We start from the raw sequence: 21,692 nt of genomic DNA, 5'->3' as shown, positions 1-21,692 counted from the left end.
GGTCATCCGTATCGGTACGGCTGCCCACTGGTTATCCGGCGTTACCCGAATGGTTGGCTTCGCAGGCGAAGCCGTGAAATCTGAATCAGGCCTGTTTCTTTTTCTTGTAGGTCTCGGCAGCGACGGCCAGCACGATGACCAGTCCAATCACGACCTGCTGCATAAAGGGTGAGACCCCCAGCAGGTTGAGACCATTACGCAGCACACCGATGATCAGTACGCCCACCAGCGTACCGCCCAAACCGCCAGTACCCCCTGACAGGCTGGTGCCACCGATAACCACGGCCGCGATGGTGTCGAGTTCATAACCAAAGCCTGAGCTTGGCTGTACAGAATCCAGACGCGCCGCCATCACCACACCGGCAAGACCGGCCAGCAGGCTGGACATCACGTACACCCAGGTGGTGGCGCTTTTGACGTTGATACCGGCAAGGCGGGCAACTTCAGCGTTACCACCTATGGCATAGAGCGCACGGCCACCGGCGCGGTAGCGCTGATAGACGATGCCAATCGCGAAGACCACCAGCATCACCGCCACGGTCATGGTCAGGAAGCCGGCGTGACGAATGATCGCCGCCATGTTGAACCAGGAAGGAAAGCCGACGATTTGCTGACCGTCCGTGATCATGTTGGCCAGACCGCGGGCAACGGACATCATCGCCAGCGTGGCAATAAAGGCAGGCACACGAAAACGGGTAATCATGACGCCGGAGGCAAGACCCGCCAGCGCCGCAGCGCCAAGGGCAATCACAATGGCCAGTGGTAATGGCACGCCCATGTAATTGGCCAGATAACCCATCACCATCATCGCCAGCGCGAGCACCGAACCCACCGCCAGATCAATCCCGCCGATCAGGATGACGAAGGTCATGCCCACCGCCATGATGCCAAGCACCGTGATCTGATCGAGAATGTTCAGGAAGTTGCGAAGCGTGAAGAAGGAGTCTGTCGCCACCGACAGAAAGATGCACAGTGCAACCAGCCCGATCAGCGGGCCTGTCGCGCCGCGCATCGAGAACATTGCACAGAGTTTAGTAGTCCGTGAGCTTGCCATGGTTGTGGCTGGCATAACGCCCACATCACCCGAATTAGCCATGCGCCATTCCTCTTACTTTTATTATCTGGATATTTATTCGTGCATGATTAACTATTCAACCAGCCGCCCCGGAAACTGTCAACAGCCCGACCACAGCAAAAAGTCGTAGATAAGAGCACAAAAAAGTACATCTCCTGCGGATTTTTCACGGGTATTTCTCTGGCCAAGCCGCATAAAGCCTCATTTAACTCACCTAAATAGTGAGATAAATTCAGCAAAACTATTTTGGATAAATATTCGATATTAATTTTTTATGCAGAAGTGGCGTAGGATATCCTCCACCAAGACAGGCAAAAGACGATTACGCGCTTGCCTGCCTTCATCCCAGATAAGCAGACCTCAAGAATCATCGTCTCAACACTTACCACCTCAACAAAAACAAGGAGAGGCAGGATGCAACGTTTCACCGGGAAAACCGTCGTCGTCACGGGCGGCAACAAGGGCATTGGTCTGGCGATTGCGGCGCGCTTCCTGAAGGAAGGAGCCAATGTCGTGATCGCTTCCATCGAAGCTGCCGTGCATGAACAAGCCGCTCATCTCAAGGAAGCCGGTGCGCCGGTGCATACGGTGGTGTGCGATGTCAGCAAGCTGGAAGATGTGAAACGCCTGTATGCGGAAGCCGAAGAAGTCTTCGGCGGTGTGGATATCTCGATTCAGAACGCAGGCGTGATCACCATCGCCAAAGTCGAGGACATGACCGAGAAAGAATGGGATCTGATTCTGGATGTGAATACCAAAGGCGTATTCCTCTGCTGTCAGGAAGCGCTGCGCTATATGCGTAAAAGCGGCCGTGGCGGCCGCATTATCAACACGGCATCCGGACAGGCACGTCAGGGCTTTATCTATACGCCCCACTACGCCGCCAGCAAGTTCGGTGTGGTCGGCATCACCCAGAGTCTGGCGAAAGAAGTCGCCACCGATAACATCACCGTTAACGCTATCTGCCCGGGCATCATCAAAACCGAGATGTGGGACTACAACGACAAGGTCTGGGGCTCTATGCTCGGCGACTACAAACCGGGTGAGCTGATGGCCGAGTGGGTTGAAAACATCCCGATGAAACGCGCAGGCACCGGTGATGATGTCGCCGGGCTCGTCGCCTTCCTCGCCAGCGAGGATGCCACCTACATTACCGGCCAGACCATCAATGTGGACGGTGGCCTGATCATGTCCTGAACGGACACACTCTCCTTTGCAACGGCGCCTGATGCGCCGTTTTTTTATGTCCTGACCACACGCCCCATGCGCTCTTAAGCCTGAGCTAAGACTTGCCCCGCAGGATGATTGCCTGGAAATTCCGATACTGCGCCCGCAAGAGCGCCAATAAGGGAGCGCGACATTGTTCAGCGGATTACTGGGATGGCTCACCGATAGCCATCAGCTTATGACCCTGCTGCAGCAGAACTGGCTGCTCGGACTGGCGCTTATTACCGCCATTATCTTTTGCGAAACCGGTCTGGTGGTCTTCCCTTTTCTGCCGGGTGATTCTCTGCTGTTTGCCACCGGTGCCTTTTTAGGCGCCTCCGGCATGTCGCCCGTCACCGCCATTCTCTGTGTGAGTGCTGCAGCCGTACTCGGTGACTCTGTGAATTACTGGGTTGCCAGCTCTCCCATCGGCCAACAGCTGGTGAAGCGCAATTGGGTAAAGCCTCAGCACCTTAAAAAAACGCAGGAGTGGTTCGACCGTTTTGGCGGTGCGACCATCATCATCGGCCGCTTTATTCCGATTGTTCGCACCATCGGCCCATTTCTGGCGGGCCTTGCGACCATGAATTTTCGCCAGTTTATTCTCTATAACATAATGGGCGGCTTGCTCTGGTGCTGCGTTGTGCTCCTCGCTGGCTTCTGGCTCGGCGCGATTCCCTGGGTACGTGACCATCTGGAATGGTTTTCCCTTGGCATTGTGGTGATCTCACTGATTCCGGTAGCAACCCATGCCAAGGATTTCTTTCGCAGCAAAGCAGAGACGGATAAGGGCTGACAGGTTGGTATGAGCAATAAAAAAGCCCCGCAATTGCGGGGCTTTTTTGATCTTCGACTGAGCGAGTTCGCCTCTAGCCTAAAGTCAACTCTAGAAGGGTAATGTATACCTAATGCACAATAAATCGAGCATATCCATCATGGATACTGGGGCTGCTCTATTTGTGTAATGTTTTTTGTAAATTTTATCGGCTTATGAGCCTAGAAACTTTACACATTAGTCACCGCTACAGGATTTCTGAGCCTACTCCGATAAGGTGTTCTTCATATATTAGATGCTAAAAAATCATTATCGAATCAAAGCTATGATTCTAGCCATCCAGACTTTCAATGCCCTTAGCGGCGGCGCATCCTTAAAGCATTAACTTCTTCCATCAAGATCACCAGCTGCTCAACCACTTCTTCATCGAAGTCCTCTCGATCCTGCTCCTCATGAGTCCCCTTGTTAAGGTACTGCCATAACAACGTCTGATCAGGTATCCCGAGGATCTGCTCCATTGCATCGAGCCATGGTTGCTTATCTTCATGATCGAACGCACGGGCGCTATTCAGCTTGACCCGGAGACTTTCACATAGGTTTCGTAGTGTAGGTTGATCTCCTACTCCCGCCAATTTGACGCTTATCACGCCTTGGTCCCATTGGCCGAGCCATCGCCATGTCTTGTTGGCGAGCAACTCTAGCGCCTGCCTACACGGTTGTAGCGCTCCGCGATGGTCGCCGCGGTCGACAGCGGCCCTAGCGTGCACAAGATAGGCTTGCGGCGGCACATTCCTGAGGACACGCGGATGGTGATCCCCTGTATGGTGCCGGAGCGTGTAGGACACCCACTGATCACGATTAACATGATTCTGGATGTCCTTAATGAACTCATTGCTGTGGCAGGTCACGATGATCTGCATATTTTCAAAGCGTGCACTCTGGAACAAAGCCTCGCGAATACCTTGGCGATGCTCATGGTCGATGGCATTAATCGCGTCATCGAAGATCACAGTCGGTGCTCGGATGCTCGTAGCTTTTGCCAGCAGTATGGCCAACCCAAGGCACCGGACATGGCCTTCACTCAGTACCTGAAGTGCATCAACTCGTGCTTCAGGGGCACTTCGAAAGCTCAACTCGATTCGACCTTCACCGGTGACAGGTAGGTGAAGCGCCGCCAGTTTGTCTCCGTCTGTATCTCGGACGTTGAACTCGTTGTAGAGCTCCATGGCCAAGTTGTTCAAACCTGCCATCAACGTTCTCGGTAGCTCTGATCTGTAGCGTCGTAGCAGGCCTAAGAACCCGTTGTAGGACGCTTGAATCCTTGCCTCAGCAGAAATTCGAGCTTGTTCCTCGGCAGCCGCTGCGATCAGTCCTGCGTTCTGCGCTTCAAAGGCGTCTACGCGCAGCCGAGCGGCTTCAATTTCTGCGCTCGCCTGTTGGCGTCGAGCTGAGTGCTGAGCCAATGCGATGCGAGCCTCTTGGAGGCGATCTCGCTCAGCAATCAACTGTGCCCGTTGTTCAAGGTTCCGCCGAATTTCGACGTCAGCCACTTCTAGCTGAGCCGCATAATTGACTGCCTGCTGCGACACGGGCATACCGCCGGCGACAGGGTTATAGCCGGATCTCCACCATGCGGCGTTGGGTTGGACTCCTGGGTTTGCCAGATAGCGTAGAACCTCATGCTCACTATCAACCCTAGCTCCCACGCGCTGGGAAAAATTGGCGAAGTACGCACGCAATGCATCCGAGGCTAGCCTTCGCTGATCAACAGCTGCTTGGTACTGTTGCTTGAGCTGAGTCAGCTCTCGTAGCTGTTCCAGACCCCGCCTGGCTTTAACAAATGGATCTGTATGAACATGTGCGGCCCCGACAATTGCAGTTTCACATGCTGGGCAATGGTTTGGAGAAAGTCCTTGTAGCTCAAGAACTGAGGTGTAGAGATCTTGGTATGCGGCGTCATCTTGCTGCAGGGCAAGTTGGCCGGCGAGCCGTTCAACTAGATCGTGCGCGTCATCTGCAACGCGATAAGCCTCAAGAAGATCTTGCTGGCGTATTCCGTACAGAGCAGGGGCTGGTTGGTTCAGTATCGTGATCAGTTCTTGCAGTCGGCCCGGTGCTTCAGCAGTGCCCACCGCCTGTTGCAGCTGGGCATACGTCAGTCCGACTTGAAAAGCCTGTGCATACTGCTGCTCTACTTGGTTGAATGCAGCCATGTTGGCGGCCTCACCAGCTAGAAGCGCAGAGTCATGCGCAATTGCTTGTCGCCTACGGGTTAGTTCTGGGCCATGCAGAGGCAGAAGCGAGAGCTGCGCATCAACCGACTCGTTAAATTGCCCCACAAACTCATTGAAGTCGTCCATGCCGAACAATGCGGCGATCAACTCCGTCTTCTGACCGGCGGGTTTTGCAGCGATCCTAGAGAAGGAGTCAATACGGTTCTTCTCTATAAAGCAGAACCGATACGCGTCGGCGTCCGCTTGGACGACAATTTCTCGGCCTTGGGCATCTAAGGCGCTTAGCTGAGGAGGTACATACCGACCTTCATGGATGTTGCGAAGATACTGAGCGGCATCAATGCGCTTTTGCGCTCCCTCATCTACAGCTCCAAGGAGTGCGTACTCGAGCGCCTCGCAAAGGCTGGTTTTGCCGCTGCCGTTGGGGCCATAGAACAAGACTATACGTCGTGCTAGATCAAACGCCTCGGTGTTACGAAAGCCCCGGAATGGCCCTAGCGAGAGGCTGCTCAATCTCTGCCAACTCCACCCCTGTCCCATAGCTATGGCGTCGAGCAACGGCTGCCCCGGATCAGCCGTTGGGAGCAGTCGACGAGCGAGCTCGACCAAATGCACTGACCTCTGACTTCGATTGCGAGAGGTGGCACTGACACGTTCGAAGTCGTCTAACACTAGCCGTGCAAATCGGCGCACATCTTCGGGCACGCCAGCGTCCGCTCTATGCAGCCATTGCATGAAATGTTGATAGTCGTGTTCTGCAGATGCCATCCCTACCTCCGCTGTAACTGGCATGATCGTTAGTCAAAACATTACTAGCACGGGTCTATGGTATCCACATTAAGCTTCTTGCTGGGGTTGTTACCACCAAACGTCCCCTTCAAACACGCCCTTCTGCTCTGGTAGATATCTTTGACTGAGCTACTCGGGCAGAAGGTGCCTGAGTAATTCATGAGGGGCTTCGCGCCAACAATGCCCGGAGCTTCAGTGGTGAGTAGACTTTCCAAACAAACATATTCTCAAACTTACGAAGCTGCTGAGAGAAGGTCTTTCACGTATACGCGATGAACAGCACTTCACGAGACATGCTGAGTGCAGCATCAAAACTCTCAACAGTTCAGAACGATATGGCTAGAAAGTCCAATATATTCGCAGCTTTCTACGAGATCGGCGCGGATCCACCATTGGATCTTCGCAAACGCGAAAAAATCTGCATACCAAGGCTTTGACAAGCGTAGCAAGCGAAAATAGAAGCAGTGTAACAACGGCACGAACAGTCTTTCTGAGGGCTCAATATGTGACTCGCGAAGAGAAGTTGAGAGGTTGTGGCCCTTAAGCGTGTTCTATGATGATTAGGTGACTTCGACCCTAATTGAAAATGAACATAACCTCGCGTTATTGTACCTAACAGAGGTGTTCAACCTGCCTGGTGTTCAAGTGGTTCACCCCGACGAGTCGATGAACTAATCTTTGAGATGTACTTCAGCGCAGCGATAATTCATGAAATGGAGTTCTAACTTTTTGACAGGATGGCGTTAACGGTGTTCTGCAATAAGGAAGCTCTCCTAGACAGCTAGGATACCATTTTTATGGATCTTTAAGACTAAGCGCACGAATCTATAAGGCGTCTAGTCAGCAATAATGATCTCACTCCGAATTTAATTGTAGAACTTCAGCTAGTGCACTGGAAGATAATACCTAAATATCACTCAGCAACTTAATCAGATCAATCTTAGCTTCATCGTCAAGTTTTGAGATCAGGCATGCAAGCTCAGCACTCAGCTCATCTTCACATAGAAAGTAATTAAGAGGTACTCCGAGCTCAACAGCAAGTTTTCGGAGGGTTTCTATGTCAGGAAAGTGGCGACCCTTCTCATAATGGTTCATGCGACCGCTTGCTGAGCCTTCGTCCATACCGATTCTTATCCCCAGGTCTTTCTGCGAGATACCGATACGCTTACGAGCAAGCTTGAGCCGAAGAGGGATTGGGTTAGTCGACAAATCACTTTCATCTGAAGAGCCTGAAGAACTTAGATTGTCTAAGCTTTACGCATTTCTGTATACTTAGCAATCCTAAGTTTTTTTAAACACGCTCTGAGATCTAACCATGACGGATACATCCATTTCCTTGAACTCGAAGTTTAGCGACCTACTGAGAAAAGTGGATGGCAGTGCTATCAGAAGAAAGGCTCTTATCGATTTAGCATTAGATACTACAACTCTCACTAAATCCCAAGCCACAGGCTTTGTAGCCAGGAATATCCATAGTCTGAAGCGCCAACAGCTTATAGAGGCATCAGGTAAAAGACCTGAGCGTATTTATCGTATTACCCCCACGCTCGCTAAAAGATTGGGGCTGGATACCCTTAGTAAAGGGTTCGGTGAAGCGCCAGGAGTCATGCCGCAAGATAATCAAGAAATTCTTTTAGAAGAAACCAAAACTGCTGCGGAGTTAAAAATTGTCCAAAGTGAGATTAAGGCCTATCAAGATTTTTTAGAAAAATTTCCTGCTAGCCGAACTCCAATTTTGATTTTATTAGATAAATCAAAAGAGCATGAATCACTACTGAATGGTCGATTGAATGCACTCAAGAAGATTTCTAAGATAGTATTCAATATTCGATAGCAGGCCAAACTATTCGAGATAACAATACAGCCTGTAGGCTAAGAACCAGTGAATCAATACACTTCTAAATGGTACGAAAGCTTCCAAAAAGTTCACTCAAATGTGAGTAGATCTGAAGGTAAGCAACAATCTTCAAATCGGTGTATTCAAGATTTTTATTTAGCTTATTATCGTTTCAAATCGTAAAAATCACTTCTTTTAATTTACTAGAGAACTTATTTTTTATCTAAAATAGGTAAAATAGCTCTGAAGCGTTTAAGGAGAAAACAGGTAGCAGTCACTATTGCAATAAAGCGTTTCATTGAAAATTTATATTTCTTTTCTTAGGTTAAGTTCATATAAAATTAAGATAGCCTCTCAGAAGAATCACGGTCGATAAATGGTAACGGCTCATCTAACATTAATTTAGTGAGACCTCTTTTTTGCGCGTTATACTGCCAGCGAATGAATTGCTCAATTAGTCTTTCTTTTTCATACTTATGCCGTTCGATTTCGCTTTCAAGCTTGCGTATTTTTTGTTCCGCGTAAGCAAGGCTCGATGGCCGCCGCGAGGGCGTGGCTTGGTTTTTGACATATTTCTTTTTGGCATCATAGGCTGACTTTACGGCTTGATGAGCATTGAGTGTCTGCCTAGTCGGACGAAAGCCAAATATCTCTTCTGCACGATCACAAAGACTGTTCCAAGTGAGTCGCTCATTCCAAGCATCAATAATGTCGACTAATACTTTGATGTCGTAGCCAGTTAAGTGTCTACGCGCCATCAAAAATCGTCCACAATAAAACTCATCACAGCCGGATCTATGAGTCGATCACTCCCTTGGCAAGCGGCTAGTTCTCGCTTGAGCGGACTGTACTCTTCATTGTTACCGAGCATGACTACACTGCCATCAGCGATCTCTGGATTTTCCATAATCTCGATCAGTTGATTAAGCCGCTCTAAAGTTTTGAGTTGATGCTGGCTCCAGCGGTCTGCTCCGAAATAGCCAGCTTGTTCAGCCTCTTGCGCATTATCTAATTGTATCTTGGTGAGCTGCTGTTGCTCTTTGAGTCGCTCTAGTTTAACTGCATCGCCTTTGAGACAGGCATGTTCTGTGCAATTTAAACAGTCACGGTGCTTCATACATGGCAGCATTGAGTAGTCATGAACACAAAAACCAAAGATCGTCACATGTGCAATTGCATCGCCCTCTTGCTCAAGGTCAGCTAGTGTGACCGGAGCATTCTGCTTCACCTTCTCAAGAGCAGCAGTAGGGTAAGCATTTTCAGAAAGTTTGACGTACTCATCCTCAGACATGTGGTTATAAGTAGCATTTTGGTGGATGTTCGCCCTAGCGGACCATTTCGCGATGTCGAGCTGACCGAGATTTCCTCTCTGAGCAGCGGTATTGAGCAAGTGGCGTAATTGGTGTGAGGTCATACTGACCGGGGAACCATCGTGATTTCTGTAGCCGTGTCGGATCCATATACTCCGCTCTTGTCCTTTTATGTAGTTCAAGTCGGTTGTAAAGAGGCTCTTACCAGGAGTCCAGAGCTTGACTCGGCTAGTAGCGAGATCGGTTCGGAACTCATGTGCGCGATAGCAACACAATGCTTCCGAATACTTAAGTCCTCGCTCCTTATCAAGAAAAGGAAATCCTTCTGGCAGAGAGGCATGACAATAATCATTAAGGAAAGCCAAAGTTAGCGGTTTGTTGTATCTCTTATATTCGAGGTAGGGTGGATATTGTTTGAAAAAACTATCTATAAGACCTCTTTGACCTGACCAAGATAGTCCTAGTGACAGACATACCTGCTCATCCGATAGCTCCGCATGTTCAGAGACCGGGGGACAATCTTCATGTCGGAAGAATCTTGATGGATTTTCCTCGTACCATCTCGCCAGCTCACGCCCACTTCGTGATAGTTCAGTCAATCGGTGCACAGCCTCTTCGGCCACTTCGACAAAAGAGGTCATAACGTACTTAATATCCCAGCCTGCGCCTTTACCGCCAAAGAAGCGGAGACCCAGGCGCGAAACTCCTTTTGAGTCACGCTCGTAGTGTAAAACGTCGCGTGGTAGCCGCTGAATTTCGCTGATTCTTGATGGTGCACACATGAGTAATGCAAAAATAGAAGTGGTAAAAATATCTCGAGGATGTTGCGGGTTATTTGCAAAAATCTCAGCCATAGCTGTTAGATGAAGGTCAGCTGGCATTTTATCTGCTCGCTTTTGTCGAGTCTCTTTATCCGTCCGGTTGATCTCTTTTGGTTTAGTTATAGGGTTTCGCCATTCAATCCTACTAAGTGTCAACTTAGTATCATTCAAAAAATTAACTAAATTAGCTAGAGCAGCTCCAGCTTGGTATGCCGTGGCTTTGTACTCTCTAGCAAATTGAGCAGCAATATCCATCACCGATGTATCAACCAAAGTAATATCAGCCTTACCTTTTACCATTAACAATGCTGGCTCAATGCATCTAATAGCTTTCAATTCGTTAATTAGCTTTGATGGCTTTAGGCCTTGCTGATAACGAACATAAGCTTTGGCAAAAGGTAGAATTTCTTCATTAAGATATTGATCTTTAGTAAAACCTCGCGAAGGAGCACCCTTGACTGTGAAGTTACCTACTTTAGGCCAAGAATTAGAGTTCCAGTCGAGATCTTTCCCGAACACTGTAATTTTATCTCGAGAAAGCTTAATAAAATCTTGGAGATTTCGTTTAGCGTCTTGTTCAGCCTTTGGAATAAATAAAAACAAGTCAGCCATTACTTAATTTCCCTCTAGCCTCACCACAACGCCTTACTACCTCACCAACCGCATAGATCAGCCTATCATTTGCTGCAGCAATTTTGATGTCACCAGTGAGTTCATTCACTCGCTCACGTTCGTTAATAAGCGCGTTAAGTACCTCTTCGTGCGGTCCATCCTTCCATGGTTGGAAGTGACTGCAGGTATAACAGGCAAATGGAGCCAAGGCGCCGCAGAACCCGTAACTTCCACAACTTCCAACATTCTTCTTACCATTTGAAACTCGGCTAGATGGATCATTAGCTCGAAGCGTATCTTTTTCTGATTGAATTACTACACCACGAAAAGCCTGTGCGAAAGGAGCCATCTCTAAAGCAACAGATTTGTTGAGTCGCTCAACAATATCAGCATCACTCTTAGTATAAACGCCAGCATTCTGTGTATCAGTGTGATCAAGAGCTTCAGCAATAACGTATATACCACTCCCCTCCCTCGCAAGATTCGTACCGAGAGTATATCTAAAGCGATATGGATTAAGATGAATAGGTTTTCCGGTCCTTTCACTTACGGCATTAACCTTCTCTCCAGCATTTACAACAATATGGTAAATTTTCATAGAAGGAATATGAAGGCGGTCAGACTCCAGAACCTCTCGCAGCTCTAATAGTGATATATTTTTCGGCATCTTAGGAAATAGAGGAAGTTCTCCTTCTAGATCCTGATGAAGCACATCAGGACTCACACTCTGAGAAAATATTTTTCTGACATAATCAGCCTGTTTCTTCAATAGTAACCAGAGGTCTTCAATAATTCGATACTTTCTGAATGAGGAGCGCCAACCTTTGTAACGCTGCTTAGAGCGTGGAAAATTGATGAAATATTTATCCTCAATCTGAATAATATCTTTTATCTTTAATGCAGAGACCTGATTTGGCCGGCGACCTGTCATTGCCAAAGTCATTAAAATTACTGTTTCATTTAACCCTAGTATCCCGTTGCAAAAGCTATGTGTAACAGCATCAATAACACTCTGCATTTCTATATCAGTCAATGGTCCGTCTTCGGAGCATCTAGATTGAACAGCTCGCCCTTTCTGATTTCCTTTTATTCGAATATTGTCGAGTAGTCTTAAAGAATCTTCCGGGACTCCAGGATAGCCTAAACGGACCCACTTTCTGATAAGAATTCTTATAACCGAAAGATACCAAGCTCGCAAATCATCTAAGCTAGCATGGTAGGAAATAAGAGACTCTACAGAGAAAACTTCAGCTCCATTTAGAGATTTAATATAGTGCAATAACCTTTCCATTAAATTTCTAAGATGCGATGGAGAGTTATGTCTACCAAAAAAGGCTAGGACTTGTCGAAGCGCATAGGTGTCACCTGGAAAGGAACGACATAACTTACCAATAGACAAACTTATGTCTTTGCTTAGTTGCCATTTATCATCAAGGAGTTTAAAAGGATAGCCATGCATTGAGTAAAATTGCTCATTGACAATACCTTGATTTCCATCTTTACCAAAAAGATCCAATATCTCCATAGATTCACATATCCTCATGTGAATTTTTTCTAAAATCAATGTAGTGCTTTTGTAGTTCTAAACCAGCTATCTGTGCTTTCTCTTTGATATGTCTACGGTTGTATGTAGCAGCGGTACCTGAAGTTTCGCTCCACCCCATGAAATAGGATCTAATTCTCTCTTCTTCGGCAGCGCTCATACCCTTTTCTTCCGCGAGGCGTGAAAACTGATAATTCCAATTATGCCGAAGTGAATGTGCATGAAATTTTGACTCCTTTACAATACACGATATTTTCACCATCCACTTACCGAAAGCTCCAATTGACATTGGAGCTCCTTGACTTGGACCTGCTTTATGAGTGACAAAAAGATAGTCATGCTTTCTGGCCCCCGGGACATATCTCCGAGCCTCTTTAATGTAGTCAGCAATATTCTCTACTAAGGAGGTAGCTATACGTATCCGGCGCGGTCTTGTCTTAGCAGTTGGTTGAAACTTTCGTGTATCCAGAGTGGAGTCAGGTCGGCGCACGATAGTCATCGTGCAATCTCCGAAGTTGATATCACTAATTCTTAGATTGAGTAATTCGCCTCGACGTATACCTGTATGCTTCAAGAGGAAGAAAATTAGAGCATTACGAAGCTGAATTCCTCGGTTCCTAGCAGGATTGTCAGGAGCACCAGGTCTCAGCGCGGCTTCAATAGCATGAATAACTTCATCACTAAGATGTACTTCATCTCTATCTATTGAGGACTTGTTTGGCTTGCAAGGCCGATGTGCTTTAATCGACACGACCATTTTCTCAATATCTCTCTCAACTGCTGAATGTGAAACTCTATAAGCCAAGAACTGAAGATATTTAGCGGCAGTAGTGATACGAAAGTAGTGGACACTAACATCCACTTTTTTTGAGCTACGATTAATTGAAAAGGTTTTAAAATATTTTTTTCTTGCAATAGATTTTTGAAGAAAATCACAGAGATCTCGAATCTGATTGTAATTTAGAAACTTTCCATTTCTAAAATTAGACTCTAAGTCTAACTCACGCTCAAACTCCCAGACCAGCAATAACTTAAGCGCGTTAAGTGTATTTGTAATACTATTCGCAGCAAGAGAACTTCCTCTCAACGTCCACGTTGCAAAGAGAGTTGGATAGAAAAGAGGCATGCCGTCCTTATCATTAAGAACTGAAAACCTTTCTCCATTCTCCCCCCTGAATCGCATTAAATGAATATTCATAAACCACCAAAATTTTATGCTTTCAATGGTTACAGAGTGCTGATCTTCCGTCAACAAAAAACTATTACTCTGAGAAAGTATTTATAAAAATAGTACTTAATCGTCGAAATCGTCGAAATCGTCGAAATCGTCGAAATCGTCGAAATCGTCGGAATCACTTTGCTATTTTTTTAAAAAACCCTTAAGACATTTAATTAACAAGTAACTTCGCTGCAATCTTAAGCAGCAGATGCAATAGATAACTTTTATCTCGAAATCCGCTTCAATATACCAATAGGCTCGAAAGTCTATACTTGTAATTTCAACGTATAATCGATCACGTTATACTTAGTTAACTGTATACCGCCATTGTATAAGTATATTCTTAATAAAACCTGATTATTATCTTGATGGCACCTATCTCCCTCGGTTCATGAGCTTGATGATATATGTACTTCATACTCATTAGTCCACTAGCACTCTATTGATTTTATCTTTAACCGCATGATAAACGGCAGAGTAATGACGGCAGATTAAAATCTAGTGCCTTCTACCTTCCGTTAATTGATAATAAGACATAAAGATATTTCGTTGACTCTTGGCGAGGTAACGTATGCCTGTACCAGCAGACGGAAATTATTCCCGGTCTTATCATAACGATCGCACTTTCCATCTGGATCTCTAAAATTTCTAGCGAAAAGATAGCCCAATTATTTTTGTTTGGCTCTCATGATAGGTGAGCGACCATAAAATTTCGTGGTGGAGAGTATGTTTGACTTTGTAAAGCACTTCACGTGAGCTATCTCTATCTACCTGGCCTAAATAGGCTAAGTACTCTGTATCTTCAGATAAGAATTTGTTCTCAATAATGATTTTACGAAATGCTTCTGGAGGGATTGCTTCTTGTAAAGATGGATGTAGAAGCTCAGAGAAGCTCTTGTAATCAGATTCTGAGAAAGCATCTAAAAACTGTTTCAGGTGTTGTGATGTGATATTAATACTGATCAAGTGTTGCCTCTCTCACTCTATCCTGGATTGATATGTCGCTAGTATTCGTCTATATAGAATGTTATATCAGAAAAAGTGAATATATAAATGTTTAATTCATTTACGAAAAAACAGACATTCTTGATAGCTGTCACTAAGTACCGAACGGCCTATCAACGCTGTGAGTATCGTGAAGAAGGAGACTATACCCCTGCTGAAGTTACCGCTGAGGAGTCTGATCGAAACCGGCAGAGGCTAGATGATCTGATTGCCGAAAAATTTACTTATAACCCTCAGCTTTTTTATTACATTTTTCTAGCTAACATCAGCCTGCTGTTTCTCTCAATTTTTCTCTCAGGTTATCTTTCCATTCAGCTATAGTGCTTACACTCCCGGCGCTCTGCTGGTCGGTTTCTCGAGAAATACGGTTCCACCGATTTCTAAATGTTCACTACGTGATTGATGAAGATATTGAGTCTGCTTATGTAGAGCTATGCAGTGAAATTGAAGCTCTTAAGAGACGATCTTACATGTGGTTTGTGAATGGTGAGTTTGCAGTACCCGTTGAGACGTATAGTTATGGCGGAGTTGTGCAGTTCGCTGAGAAGGATGAAATAGTCTCTAATAGAGAGTCTTGTCTAGATATCTGCAACATAAGAGCAGTGTCTTTGGAAGGACAGTTAAGTAGATTGTTTTTCCTTCCAGACCGTATCCTTTTTATCAGTAAAGGTGTTGTGCGGTCTGAATCAATTCATACCTTAAGAGCACACGAGGAGGATGTGGTCGTTAAAACTACACAAACGGTGCAGCAGAGTGCGCAAGTCGTAGGGCAGACATGGGAGTATGTAAATAACGTCGGCGCTAAAAATGAAAGTATAAGATTTAATAAAGAGGTTCTGTTATGCCGATACCAAAAGCTAACTCTATCATCGGATAGAGGGATGTTAGGAAGGATATTAAGTAGTCAGAGTATTGCGGAGGGCTCTATATTTTTTCCTTTAAGAAGATATACGCAAATGTTTTCTATGGTTAGAAATATCTCTAATTAGAGGGAGGCGTTTTTCATTGCGCAATGTGTTTAATAGATGGGTTCTATTTTTCACAAACTTGCGTATTACTACTCATCGAACATTAGCACTCTTCCTAGCTGGCCATTATTAAGTTCTCGGAATAGCATGGCCTTAACTCATCAGTCGGTAACCTACACCTTGTTCCGTGCGGATATAGCGCGGGTTGGCAGGATCATCCCCCAGTTTCTGGCGCAGACGGCCAATCAGGATGCGCAGGTAGTGGCTGTCGTGGCGGTGTACTTTGCCCCAGACCTCTTCGAGGAGCACTTGCTGGGTAATGACCTGATCGACATGGCGGGCCAGCAAAGTCAGCAGGGCGTATTCCTTACGCGAGAGATGCAGTTCTTCATCACGCAGGTGGATTTTGCGCAGGGCAAAGTCGAAGGTGATCTCGCCAATGGTGGCGCTGGCCTGCGCTTCTGCCGTTGTGCCACCTAATGCGGAGGCAGGTCGCTGGCGCAATAACACCCGAACCCGCGCCATAAATTCCTGAATACCGAAGGGTTTAGTGACGTAATCATGGGCTCCGGCATCCAGCGCTTTGACTTTGTCTTCCTCACGGGCGCGCACAGACAACACCAGCACGGGTGTGTCGCTCCATTCACGCAGACGTTGCAGTACCTCGTTGCCGTCCATGTCAGGCAGACCAAGATCAAGCACAATCAACGCAGGTTGTTGCAGGGCTGCGGCGCGGATGCCGTCTGCGCCTGTGGCAGCGGTGATGACATCATAACCTTCCGATTGCAGGGCGATTTTCAGAAAGCGGATGATTTGTGGCTCATCATCAATGACCAACACGCGTCTTGGGTCAGCACTCATGGTGGTCTCCGGGCATCTTGCTTAGCTATCCTCATCATCGGGCAGGGGTGGTTGTTTATCGAGCGGCAGGGTGATCTGCATACAGGTGCCCTGCCCTTGCGGATTCGGTAACGCCACCACATTGCCGCCGTGAGCGCCAATCATACCCTGACAAATCGCCAGACCTAAGCCTGTACCGCCTCCTTTGCAGTCACCTTTTTGTACGCTGTAGAACATATCAAAGACGCGGGCGCGCTCTTCCTCGTCGATGCCTGGCCCCTGATCGGTGATACTCAGGCGCAGCTGCGTGCCTTCCATGCGAGCTTCGATCAGCAGTGGCGCGCTATCGGGGGAGAAGCGTGCGGCATTTTCCAGAATGTTGATCAGCGCTTGCTCAATCAAGGCTGCATGGACATACAGAAGCGGAATGTCATAGGCGAGATGCAGGCGCACTTTGCAGTGTGCTAGTACTGAATGCAGCCGTTGTAGCGCTGAGGAGAAGATATCCTCAAGGCTTACCCAGTCGCGTTGCAGTTTCAGCCGCCCGTAGCCAAGCCGCGTCATATCCAACAGGTTCTGGATATAACGGTTAAGGCGTTCGGCCTCTTCAAGGGTGGTATCGAGCAGGCTGCGTCGGTCTTCGGCGTTGAGCTTGTCTTCGTAGTGTATCAGGCTCGATACCGCGCCAATCATGCTGGCCAGTGGTGTGCGTAAATCATGGGAAACCGACGATAGCAGGGCGGATTTGAGCTGTTCGGTTTCTCCCTGAATGCGCGACTGTTCAAGATCGCGGGCGAGTTTAGCGCGGGCCAGCGCCTGCACCAGCTGCTGGGCGAGAGCGTTGAGCAAGGTTTTATGCTCGGGCTGCCAGATGGGCATGCGTATGCCAAGCAAACCCAGACACTCAGGGCCGGAAATTAGCGGCAACCAGTACCACTCGCTGCTGTTTAAGGTATCCGTCCCAGCACCGGCGGCCTGTTGCTGTTGCCATGCCCACTGCGCGGCGGCAATAGCGCGGGCATCAAGGGAATAGTCCATTTCCGGCAGTGCTGCCAGTATGGTGACATCGCGGGTCAGCCATTGGGCGATAAAACGCTCACCGAGCTGGCGAATGCTTTTTTCATCCGCCGCAGTGACGAGCTGACGGGAGAAATGCAGCAGAACATCCGTCGCCTCCTGCGCCTGGCGCTGGGCTTGCAACTGCTGGCGTAAACGTCCGGCAAGGCTGCCTGTCACCGAGGAGAGAATCAGGAAAAAGCACACGGTAAGGACGTCTTCTTTATGGTGAATAGCGAGGGTGAAGCGTGGCTCGGTAAAGAGAAAGTTAAAACCGAGAAAACCTATCAGGGCGCTGGATAAGGCCGGGCCCACCCGAGTCATAATGGAGGCTACAAGGACGCCGACCAGCAGAATCATCAGCACGTTTGATAACGCCAGCACCTGCGCAGCTGCAAAAGCCATAGCGAGTGAGGTCAGCATAATGCCGCTGGCTTTCAGGTGATCGCCCCAGCGCGGCATAGTGCGGGGCGTCGGCATAATCGCCTGACGTGCATGAGCAGGGCGGCTTAGCAGCATCAGGTGTAAATCATCGGCCTTGCGCGCGATCGACTGCCCCAGGGATGGGCGCAGCAGGGTGCGCAGGCGATACCAGTGGCGCGAGGCGGGCGAGCGGCCCAGCAGAATATCCGTGACATGATGACGACGGGCAAAGGCCAGTACCTCATCAACAATGCTGGTGCCGCTCAGGCTATGGCAACTGCCGCCCAGACTTTCAGCCAGCATAAAGGCCCGCTGCAGGCGATCAAGCCTCTGCGCTGACATGGCATTCTGGCGTTGCACATGCACGACCATCCACGGCATCTGCCGCCATTCGGCGCGCTGTTTGGCATGGCGAATTAGCCTTTCGGCCTCATCATCAGCATCAATACACACCAGCAAACGCGCCTGCCCGTCCTGCCCGGGCGCAGCCCCTTCGACCTGCCAGTTTTCCCGCACCTGTGCATCCACATGGGCGGCCACCGTACGCAGCGCCAGCTCCCGCAGGGCCGTGAGGTTCGGCAGGGTAAAGAAGGCTTCAATGGCGGCGCGGGCCTGCTCCGGCAGATAAACCTTGCCCGCACGAAGGCGGCTGATCAGCTCCCGCGCAGGTAAATCGACCAGCACAATTTCCCGTGCCTGCTCAAGCAGACGGTCGGGCACGGTTTCCCGCACCCGCACACCGGTGATGCTGGCGACAGTATCGTTAAGGCTGGCCAGATGCTGAATATTCACCGTGGTCATCACATCAATACCCGCCGCCAGTAACTCTTCCACGTCCTGATAGCGTTTGCTGTGGCGTCCGGCAATCAGATTGCTGTGGGCTAGCTCATCAACCAGCACCAGCGCCGGAGGCTCTGCCAGCAATGCGGCAAGGTCCATCTCCTCCACATCAATGCCTTGATAGTTGTGATGCAACCTTGGCTGGCTCGGCAGGCGTTCGGCCAGCTGCGCCGTTTCTGCCCGACCGTGGGTTTCCACCACGCCAATGCGCAGCGCCACGCCTTCCTGCAGTTTTTGGTAAGCCGCATTGAGCATGGCGCAAGTTTTCCCCACACCCGGCGCCGCCCCAAGAAAGACCGTTAAACGCCCCGGCCCCTCGCGCTTTAAGCGAGTCAGCAAGGCATCAGCGCGAGGAGAAGATGGCGTGGTCACAGATTAATCCTTGTCCGACGTGGAAGGGGAAGTGGCCGGTGAGTGTTGCGGCGTCGCGGCGCTCAGCGCATCAAGCGCGCGGTTCAGGGCGAGAATATTAACCACCGGTGTTTTTCTGCCGTGATTATCCGCCAGAGTCGAAACCAACCCAAGCACTTGTGGGAGGGGTAACTGGCGCGCAGCGGCGATGGCGGGGGCCTGATAGCGAACGGAGGCCTCATCCAGTACAGGGTCAAGGCCACTGGCGGAGGCCATCAGCAGCGGCGCGGGCACTGCCTCACCGGGAAGACGCTCACGCCATTGCTGATAACGCATCAGCACGGCTTTGGCGAAGGCAGGGTTGGTATCAGCCAGATTACTGGCCGCGCCTGACTGATAATCGCTGGCTGAAGGCCGCCCCTGGAAGTAACGGGCATCACTAAAGCGCTGGCCGATCAGCGCCGAGCCTATCAACTCGCCCTTGTGGTTCATCAGCAGCGAGCCATCTGCTTTGGCGGCAAAACCCAGTTTACCCACCAGCGTGATGCCAAAGGGGTACATAACTCCCAGCATCACCATGCTTAAGGCCAGTACCACTAAGGCACGCACAAGGCTTTGGCTCAGGGTTGGCGCGACCTCAGGCTGTAATTCAACATCGTCAGTTAAGTGATAACGCGAGAAAGTGCTCATGGAATACCTCACACCAGACCCAGGCCGACGAGGGCAAGGTCAATCAGTTTGATGCCAACAAAAGGCGCGACTAAACCGCCCAGACCAAACACCAGCAGGTTACGGCGCAGCAGGCTGTGCACGCTGCTGGCCCGACTGGTCACACCGCGCAGGGCAATCGGTACCAGCGCGGGGATAATCAGTGCATTGAAGATAATGGCCGACAAAATGGCGCTGTCGGCCGAGTGCAGGTGCATCACATTGAGCGCTGCCAGAGCAGGCAGAAAGCTTGCGAACAAGGCAGGCAGAATCGCAAAGTATTTGGCGACGTCGTTGGCGAGGGAGAAAGTCGTCAGGGCGCCACGGGTAATCAGCAGTTGCTTGCCGACTTGCACCACATCCAGCAGCTTGGTCGGGTCAGAATCAAGATCGACCAGATTACCTGCCTCGCGGGCGGCCTGTGTGCCATCGTTCATGGCAAGGCCCACGTCAGCCTGCGCCAGAGCCGGTGCATCGTTCGCACCATCACCGCACATGGCTACCAATCTGCCCAGCTGCTGCTCCTGACGGATGCGCTCAAGTTTGCGCTCAGGAGTGGCCTGCGCCACGACATCATCGACACCGGCTTCTGCGGCGATGGCCGCTGCCGTGACAGGGTTATCCCCTGTGACCATCACAGTGCGAATGCCCATTTCCCGCAGGGCAGCGAAGCGCTCACGGATGCCGGGTTTCACTACATCTTTCAGGTGAATAACACCTAAGAGCTGCTGATCTTGGGTTACCAGCAACGGAGTACCGCCACTTCGGCTAATGCGGTCAATGCCGGCGGCCAGCCCGGTGGTCAGGTTTTCCCTCGGCAGGGACAGCCAGTTCAGTACTGCATCGACCGCGCCTTTTTGCCAGAAGTCTTCGCCGTGTAAGCGGGGCAAACGCGCTCCGGAAAGACGAGTCTGGGCGGTAAAAGGAATGGTCTGCAGCGGGCCTGCGGCAGTGGCGATGGCGTTTTTCACTTCCTCCTCAAGGGTGGGAAATTGCTGTTGTGCAAGCGCACGGATGGACTTGCCCTCAGGGGTATCATCACCCTGAGAGGCAAAGAGCGCCGCGCGCGCCAGCTGATGAGCCGAGACATCAAGGGCCGGAATAAACTCATCGGCCATGCGGTTACCGAAGGTGATGGTGCCGGTTTTATCCAGCAGCAGGGTTTGTACATCACCAGCCGCTTCGACCGCACGACCGGATGAAGCCACCACATTGAGGCGCAACATGCGGTCCATTCCGGCGATACCGATGGCCGAGAGCAAGCCACCGATGGTGGTGGGGATCAGCGTGACCAAAAGCGCCAGCAGCGCAATGGTGGAAATATGGCCGCCATCGAAGTGGGCAAAGGCAGGCAGCGTCATCACCACCCACAGGAAGATCAGCGTCAGGCCCGTCAGTACAATGCTCAGGGCTTTCTCGTTCGGGGTTTTCTGGCGTGAGGCACCTTCGACCAGACCGATCATCTTATCCAGCGTCGACTCGCCGGGGTTGACGCTGACCCGAATGATAAGAAAGTCCGACACCACCTGCGTATTGCCGGTAACGGCGCTGCGATCGCCACCGGATTCACGAATTACCGGCGCCGACTCACCGGTAATGGCGGCTTCATTCACAGCAGCAACGCCTAAGATCACCTCGCCATCGGCCGGAATCATTTCGCCTGCCTCAACGCGCACCATATCGCCTTTACGAAGGTCAGCCGCTGGTGTGGCCGTGCCGGTTTTATCGTGCACATCACGGATAAGCCGTGCTGACAAATTTTGCACGCCGGAGCGCAGGCTATCGGCGCGCGCTTTACCGCGACCTTCAGCGTAGGCTTCGGCAAGTGTTGCGAAATACAGCGTCGCCCAGAGCCAGAAGACGATTTGCCAGGCGACGGCTTCGCTCATGCCAAGCTGCGTGGCAGGCGTAGTGATGGCGGCAAACGTTGCCAGCACAGAGGCAATTTCCAGCACCAGCAGTACGGGCTGATGCCAGAGGTGCTGCGGGCTCATGCGGGCCAGCGCGGTGAGAAAAAGCTTCGCCGAAGGACGCACAGAAGCGGAGGTTGAAGTAGAGGTTACCGTCATGATCACTCTCC

At 49.9% G+C, this 21,692-nt stretch carries 17 protein-coding genes; 5 read left to right on the top strand and 12 right to left on the bottom strand.

Going from position 1 to position 21,692, the window contains the following annotated elements; translation table 11 throughout:
* Positions 1 to 85: 85 nt before the first annotated feature.
* Positions 86 to 1,096, bottom strand: a complete 1,011-nt coding sequence (locus tag ACKC9G_RS07885; RefSeq protein WP_411404394.1) for an ABC transporter permease — start codon at positions 1,094 to 1,096, stop codon at positions 86 to 88.
* Positions 1,097 to 1,489: 393 nt separating this feature from the next.
* On the opposite strand from ACKC9G_RS07885, the gene ACKC9G_RS07880 reads away from it, so the two are divergent.
* Together ACKC9G_RS07880 and ACKC9G_RS07875 are read left to right on the top strand one after the other, a co-directional pair.
* Positions 1,490 to 2,272, top strand: coding sequence for an SDR family NAD(P)-dependent oxidoreductase (locus ACKC9G_RS07880; protein WP_411404393.1), 783 nt, complete (start codon positions 1,490 to 1,492; stop codon positions 2,270 to 2,272).
* 163 nt (positions 2,273 to 2,435) lie between these two features.
* Positions 2,436 to 3,077 carry a DedA family protein gene (locus ACKC9G_RS07875; RefSeq protein ID WP_411404392.1) on the top strand — a complete coding sequence of 214 codons (642 nt, stop codon included), beginning with the start codon at positions 2,436 to 2,438 and terminating at the stop codon, positions 3,075 to 3,077.
* Between the two features lie 335 nt (positions 3,078 to 3,412).
* On the opposite strand, the gene ACKC9G_RS07870 is transcribed toward ACKC9G_RS07875, so the two are convergent.
* Positions 3,413 to 6,058, bottom strand: coding sequence for an AAA family ATPase (locus ACKC9G_RS07870; RefSeq protein ID WP_411404391.1), 2,646 nt, complete (start codon positions 6,056 to 6,058; stop codon positions 3,413 to 3,415).
* 927 nt (positions 6,059 to 6,985) lie between these two features.
* Positions 6,986 to 7,288, bottom strand: coding sequence for a helix-turn-helix domain-containing protein (locus tag ACKC9G_RS07865; RefSeq protein ID WP_411404390.1), 303 nt, complete (start codon positions 7,286 to 7,288; stop codon positions 6,986 to 6,988).
* A 106-nt stretch (positions 7,289 to 7,394) separates the two neighbouring features.
* Here ACKC9G_RS07865 and ACKC9G_RS07860 point away from each other — a divergent pair, with 106 nt between their 5' ends.
* The gene (locus ACKC9G_RS07860; RefSeq protein ID WP_411404389.1) at positions 7,395 to 7,913 is read left to right on the top strand and encodes a hypothetical protein; all 519 of its coding nucleotides are present in this window, start codon (positions 7,395 to 7,397) and stop codon (positions 7,911 to 7,913) included.
* A 344-nt stretch (positions 7,914 to 8,257) separates the two neighbouring features.
* Here ACKC9G_RS07860 and ACKC9G_RS07855 read toward each other — a convergent pair whose 3' ends face one another.
* From ACKC9G_RS07855 to ACKC9G_RS07835, 5 genes are all read right to left on the bottom strand, one after another.
* The gene (locus ACKC9G_RS07855; RefSeq protein WP_411404388.1) at positions 8,258 to 8,674 is read right to left on the bottom strand and encodes a hypothetical protein; all 417 of its coding nucleotides are present in this window, start codon (positions 8,672 to 8,674) and stop codon (positions 8,258 to 8,260) included.
* Positions 8,674 to 10,659 (bottom strand): integrase, encoded by a 1,986-nt coding sequence (locus ACKC9G_RS07850; protein WP_411404387.1) that lies wholly within the window; start codon positions 10,657 to 10,659, stop codon positions 8,674 to 8,676. The genes ACKC9G_RS07855 and ACKC9G_RS07850 overlap by 1 nt, the downstream gene beginning before the upstream one ends.
* On the bottom strand, positions 10,652 to 12,184 hold the full coding sequence (locus ACKC9G_RS07845; protein ID WP_411404386.1) for a site-specific integrase: 1,533 nt from the start codon (positions 12,182 to 12,184) through the stop codon (positions 10,652 to 10,654). Before ACKC9G_RS07845 ends, ACKC9G_RS07850 begins: the two co-directional genes overlap by 8 nt.
* A gap of 4 nt (positions 12,185 to 12,188) precedes the next feature.
* On the bottom strand, positions 12,189 to 13,457 hold the full coding sequence (locus ACKC9G_RS07840) for a site-specific integrase (RefSeq protein WP_411404385.1): 1,269 nt from the start codon (positions 13,455 to 13,457) through the stop codon (positions 12,189 to 12,191).
* Positions 13,458 to 14,069: 612 nt separating this feature from the next.
* Positions 14,070 to 14,387, bottom strand: a complete 318-nt coding sequence (locus ACKC9G_RS07835; RefSeq protein WP_411404384.1) for a hypothetical protein — start codon at positions 14,385 to 14,387, stop codon at positions 14,070 to 14,072.
* An 87-nt stretch (positions 14,388 to 14,474) separates the two neighbouring features.
* Here ACKC9G_RS07835 and ACKC9G_RS07830 point away from each other — a divergent pair, with 87 nt between their 5' ends.
* Positions 14,475 to 14,747 carry a hypothetical protein gene (locus tag ACKC9G_RS07830; RefSeq protein WP_411404383.1) on the top strand — a complete coding sequence of 91 codons (273 nt, stop codon included), beginning with the start codon at positions 14,475 to 14,477 and terminating at the stop codon, positions 14,745 to 14,747.
* 74 nt (positions 14,748 to 14,821) lie between these two features.
* Positions 14,822 to 15,415 carry a hypothetical protein gene (locus tag ACKC9G_RS07825; protein ID WP_411404382.1) on the top strand — a complete coding sequence of 198 codons (594 nt, stop codon included), beginning with the start codon at positions 14,822 to 14,824 and terminating at the stop codon, positions 15,413 to 15,415.
* 132 nt (positions 15,416 to 15,547) lie between these two features.
* On the opposite strand, the gene ACKC9G_RS07820 is transcribed toward ACKC9G_RS07825, so the two are convergent.
* Genes ACKC9G_RS07820 through kdpB form a run of 4 tightly spaced genes read right to left on the bottom strand, consistent with a single transcriptional unit; the run spans position 15,548 to position 21,681 of the window.
* Entirely contained in the window at positions 15,548 to 16,255 is a 708-nt protein-coding gene (locus tag ACKC9G_RS07820) for a response regulator (protein ID WP_411404381.1), read from the bottom strand.
* 21 nt (positions 16,256 to 16,276) lie between these two features.
* Positions 16,277 to 18,925 (bottom strand): DUF4118 domain-containing protein, encoded by a 2,649-nt coding sequence (locus ACKC9G_RS07815; protein ID WP_411404380.1) that lies wholly within the window; start codon positions 18,923 to 18,925, stop codon positions 16,277 to 16,279.
* Positions 18,926 to 18,928: 3 nt separating this feature from the next.
* A complete protein-coding gene (locus tag ACKC9G_RS07810) occupies positions 18,929 to 19,594 on the bottom strand; it encodes a potassium-transporting ATPase subunit C (protein ID WP_411404379.1) in 666 nt (221 codons plus the stop codon).
* 8 nt (positions 19,595 to 19,602) lie between these two features.
* Positions 19,603 to 21,681 (bottom strand): potassium-transporting ATPase subunit KdpB, encoded by a 2,079-nt coding sequence (kdpB, locus tag ACKC9G_RS07805; RefSeq protein ID WP_411404378.1) that lies wholly within the window; start codon positions 21,679 to 21,681, stop codon positions 19,603 to 19,605.
* Between the last annotated feature and the right edge of the window lie 11 nt (positions 21,682 to 21,692).

Origin of the sequence: Pokkaliibacter sp. CJK22405 (assembly GCF_046614695.1) — a bacterium.
GTDB lineage: Bacteria > Pseudomonadota > Gammaproteobacteria > Pseudomonadales > Balneatricaceae > Pokkaliibacter.
Note: the sequence above shows the minus strand (reverse complement) of the source record. Positions and strands in the feature narration are given on the sequence as shown.

Bases quoted from the DNA above. Each gene is read 5' to 3' on its own strand.
- ACKC9G_RS07885 (WP_411404394.1), bottom strand. From the start codon at position 1,096: ATGGCTAATTCGGGTGATGTGGGCGTTATGCCAGCCACAACCATGGCA.
- ACKC9G_RS07845 (WP_411404386.1), bottom strand. From the start codon at position 12,184: ATGGAGATATTGGATCTTTTTGGTAAAGATGGAAATCAAGGTATTGTC.
- kdpB (WP_411404378.1), bottom strand. From the start codon at position 21,681: ATGACGGTAACCTCTACTTCAACCTCCGCTTCTGTGCGTCCTTCGGCG.
- ACKC9G_RS07870 (WP_411404391.1), bottom strand. From the start codon at position 6,058: ATGGCATCTGCAGAACACGACTATCAACATTTCATGCAATGGCTGCAT.
- ACKC9G_RS07810 (WP_411404379.1), bottom strand. From the start codon at position 19,594: ATGAGCACTTTCTCGCGTTATCACTTAACTGACGATGTTGAATTACAG.
- ACKC9G_RS07860 (WP_411404389.1), top strand. From the start codon at position 7,395: ATGACGGATACATCCATTTCCTTGAACTCGAAGTTTAGCGACCTACTG.
- ACKC9G_RS07855 (WP_411404388.1), bottom strand. From the start codon at position 8,674: ATGGCGCGTAGACACTTAACTGGCTACGACATCAAAGTATTAGTCGAC.
- ACKC9G_RS07880 (WP_411404393.1), top strand. From the start codon at position 1,490: ATGCAACGTTTCACCGGGAAAACCGTCGTCGTCACGGGCGGCAACAAG.
- ACKC9G_RS07820 (WP_411404381.1), bottom strand. From the start codon at position 16,255: ATGAGTGCTGACCCAAGACGCGTGTTGGTCATTGATGATGAGCCACAA.
- ACKC9G_RS07830 (WP_411404383.1), top strand. From the start codon at position 14,475: ATGTTTAATTCATTTACGAAAAAACAGACATTCTTGATAGCTGTCACT.
- ACKC9G_RS07850 (WP_411404387.1), bottom strand. From the start codon at position 10,659: ATGGCTGACTTGTTTTTATTTATTCCAAAGGCTGAACAAGACGCTAAA.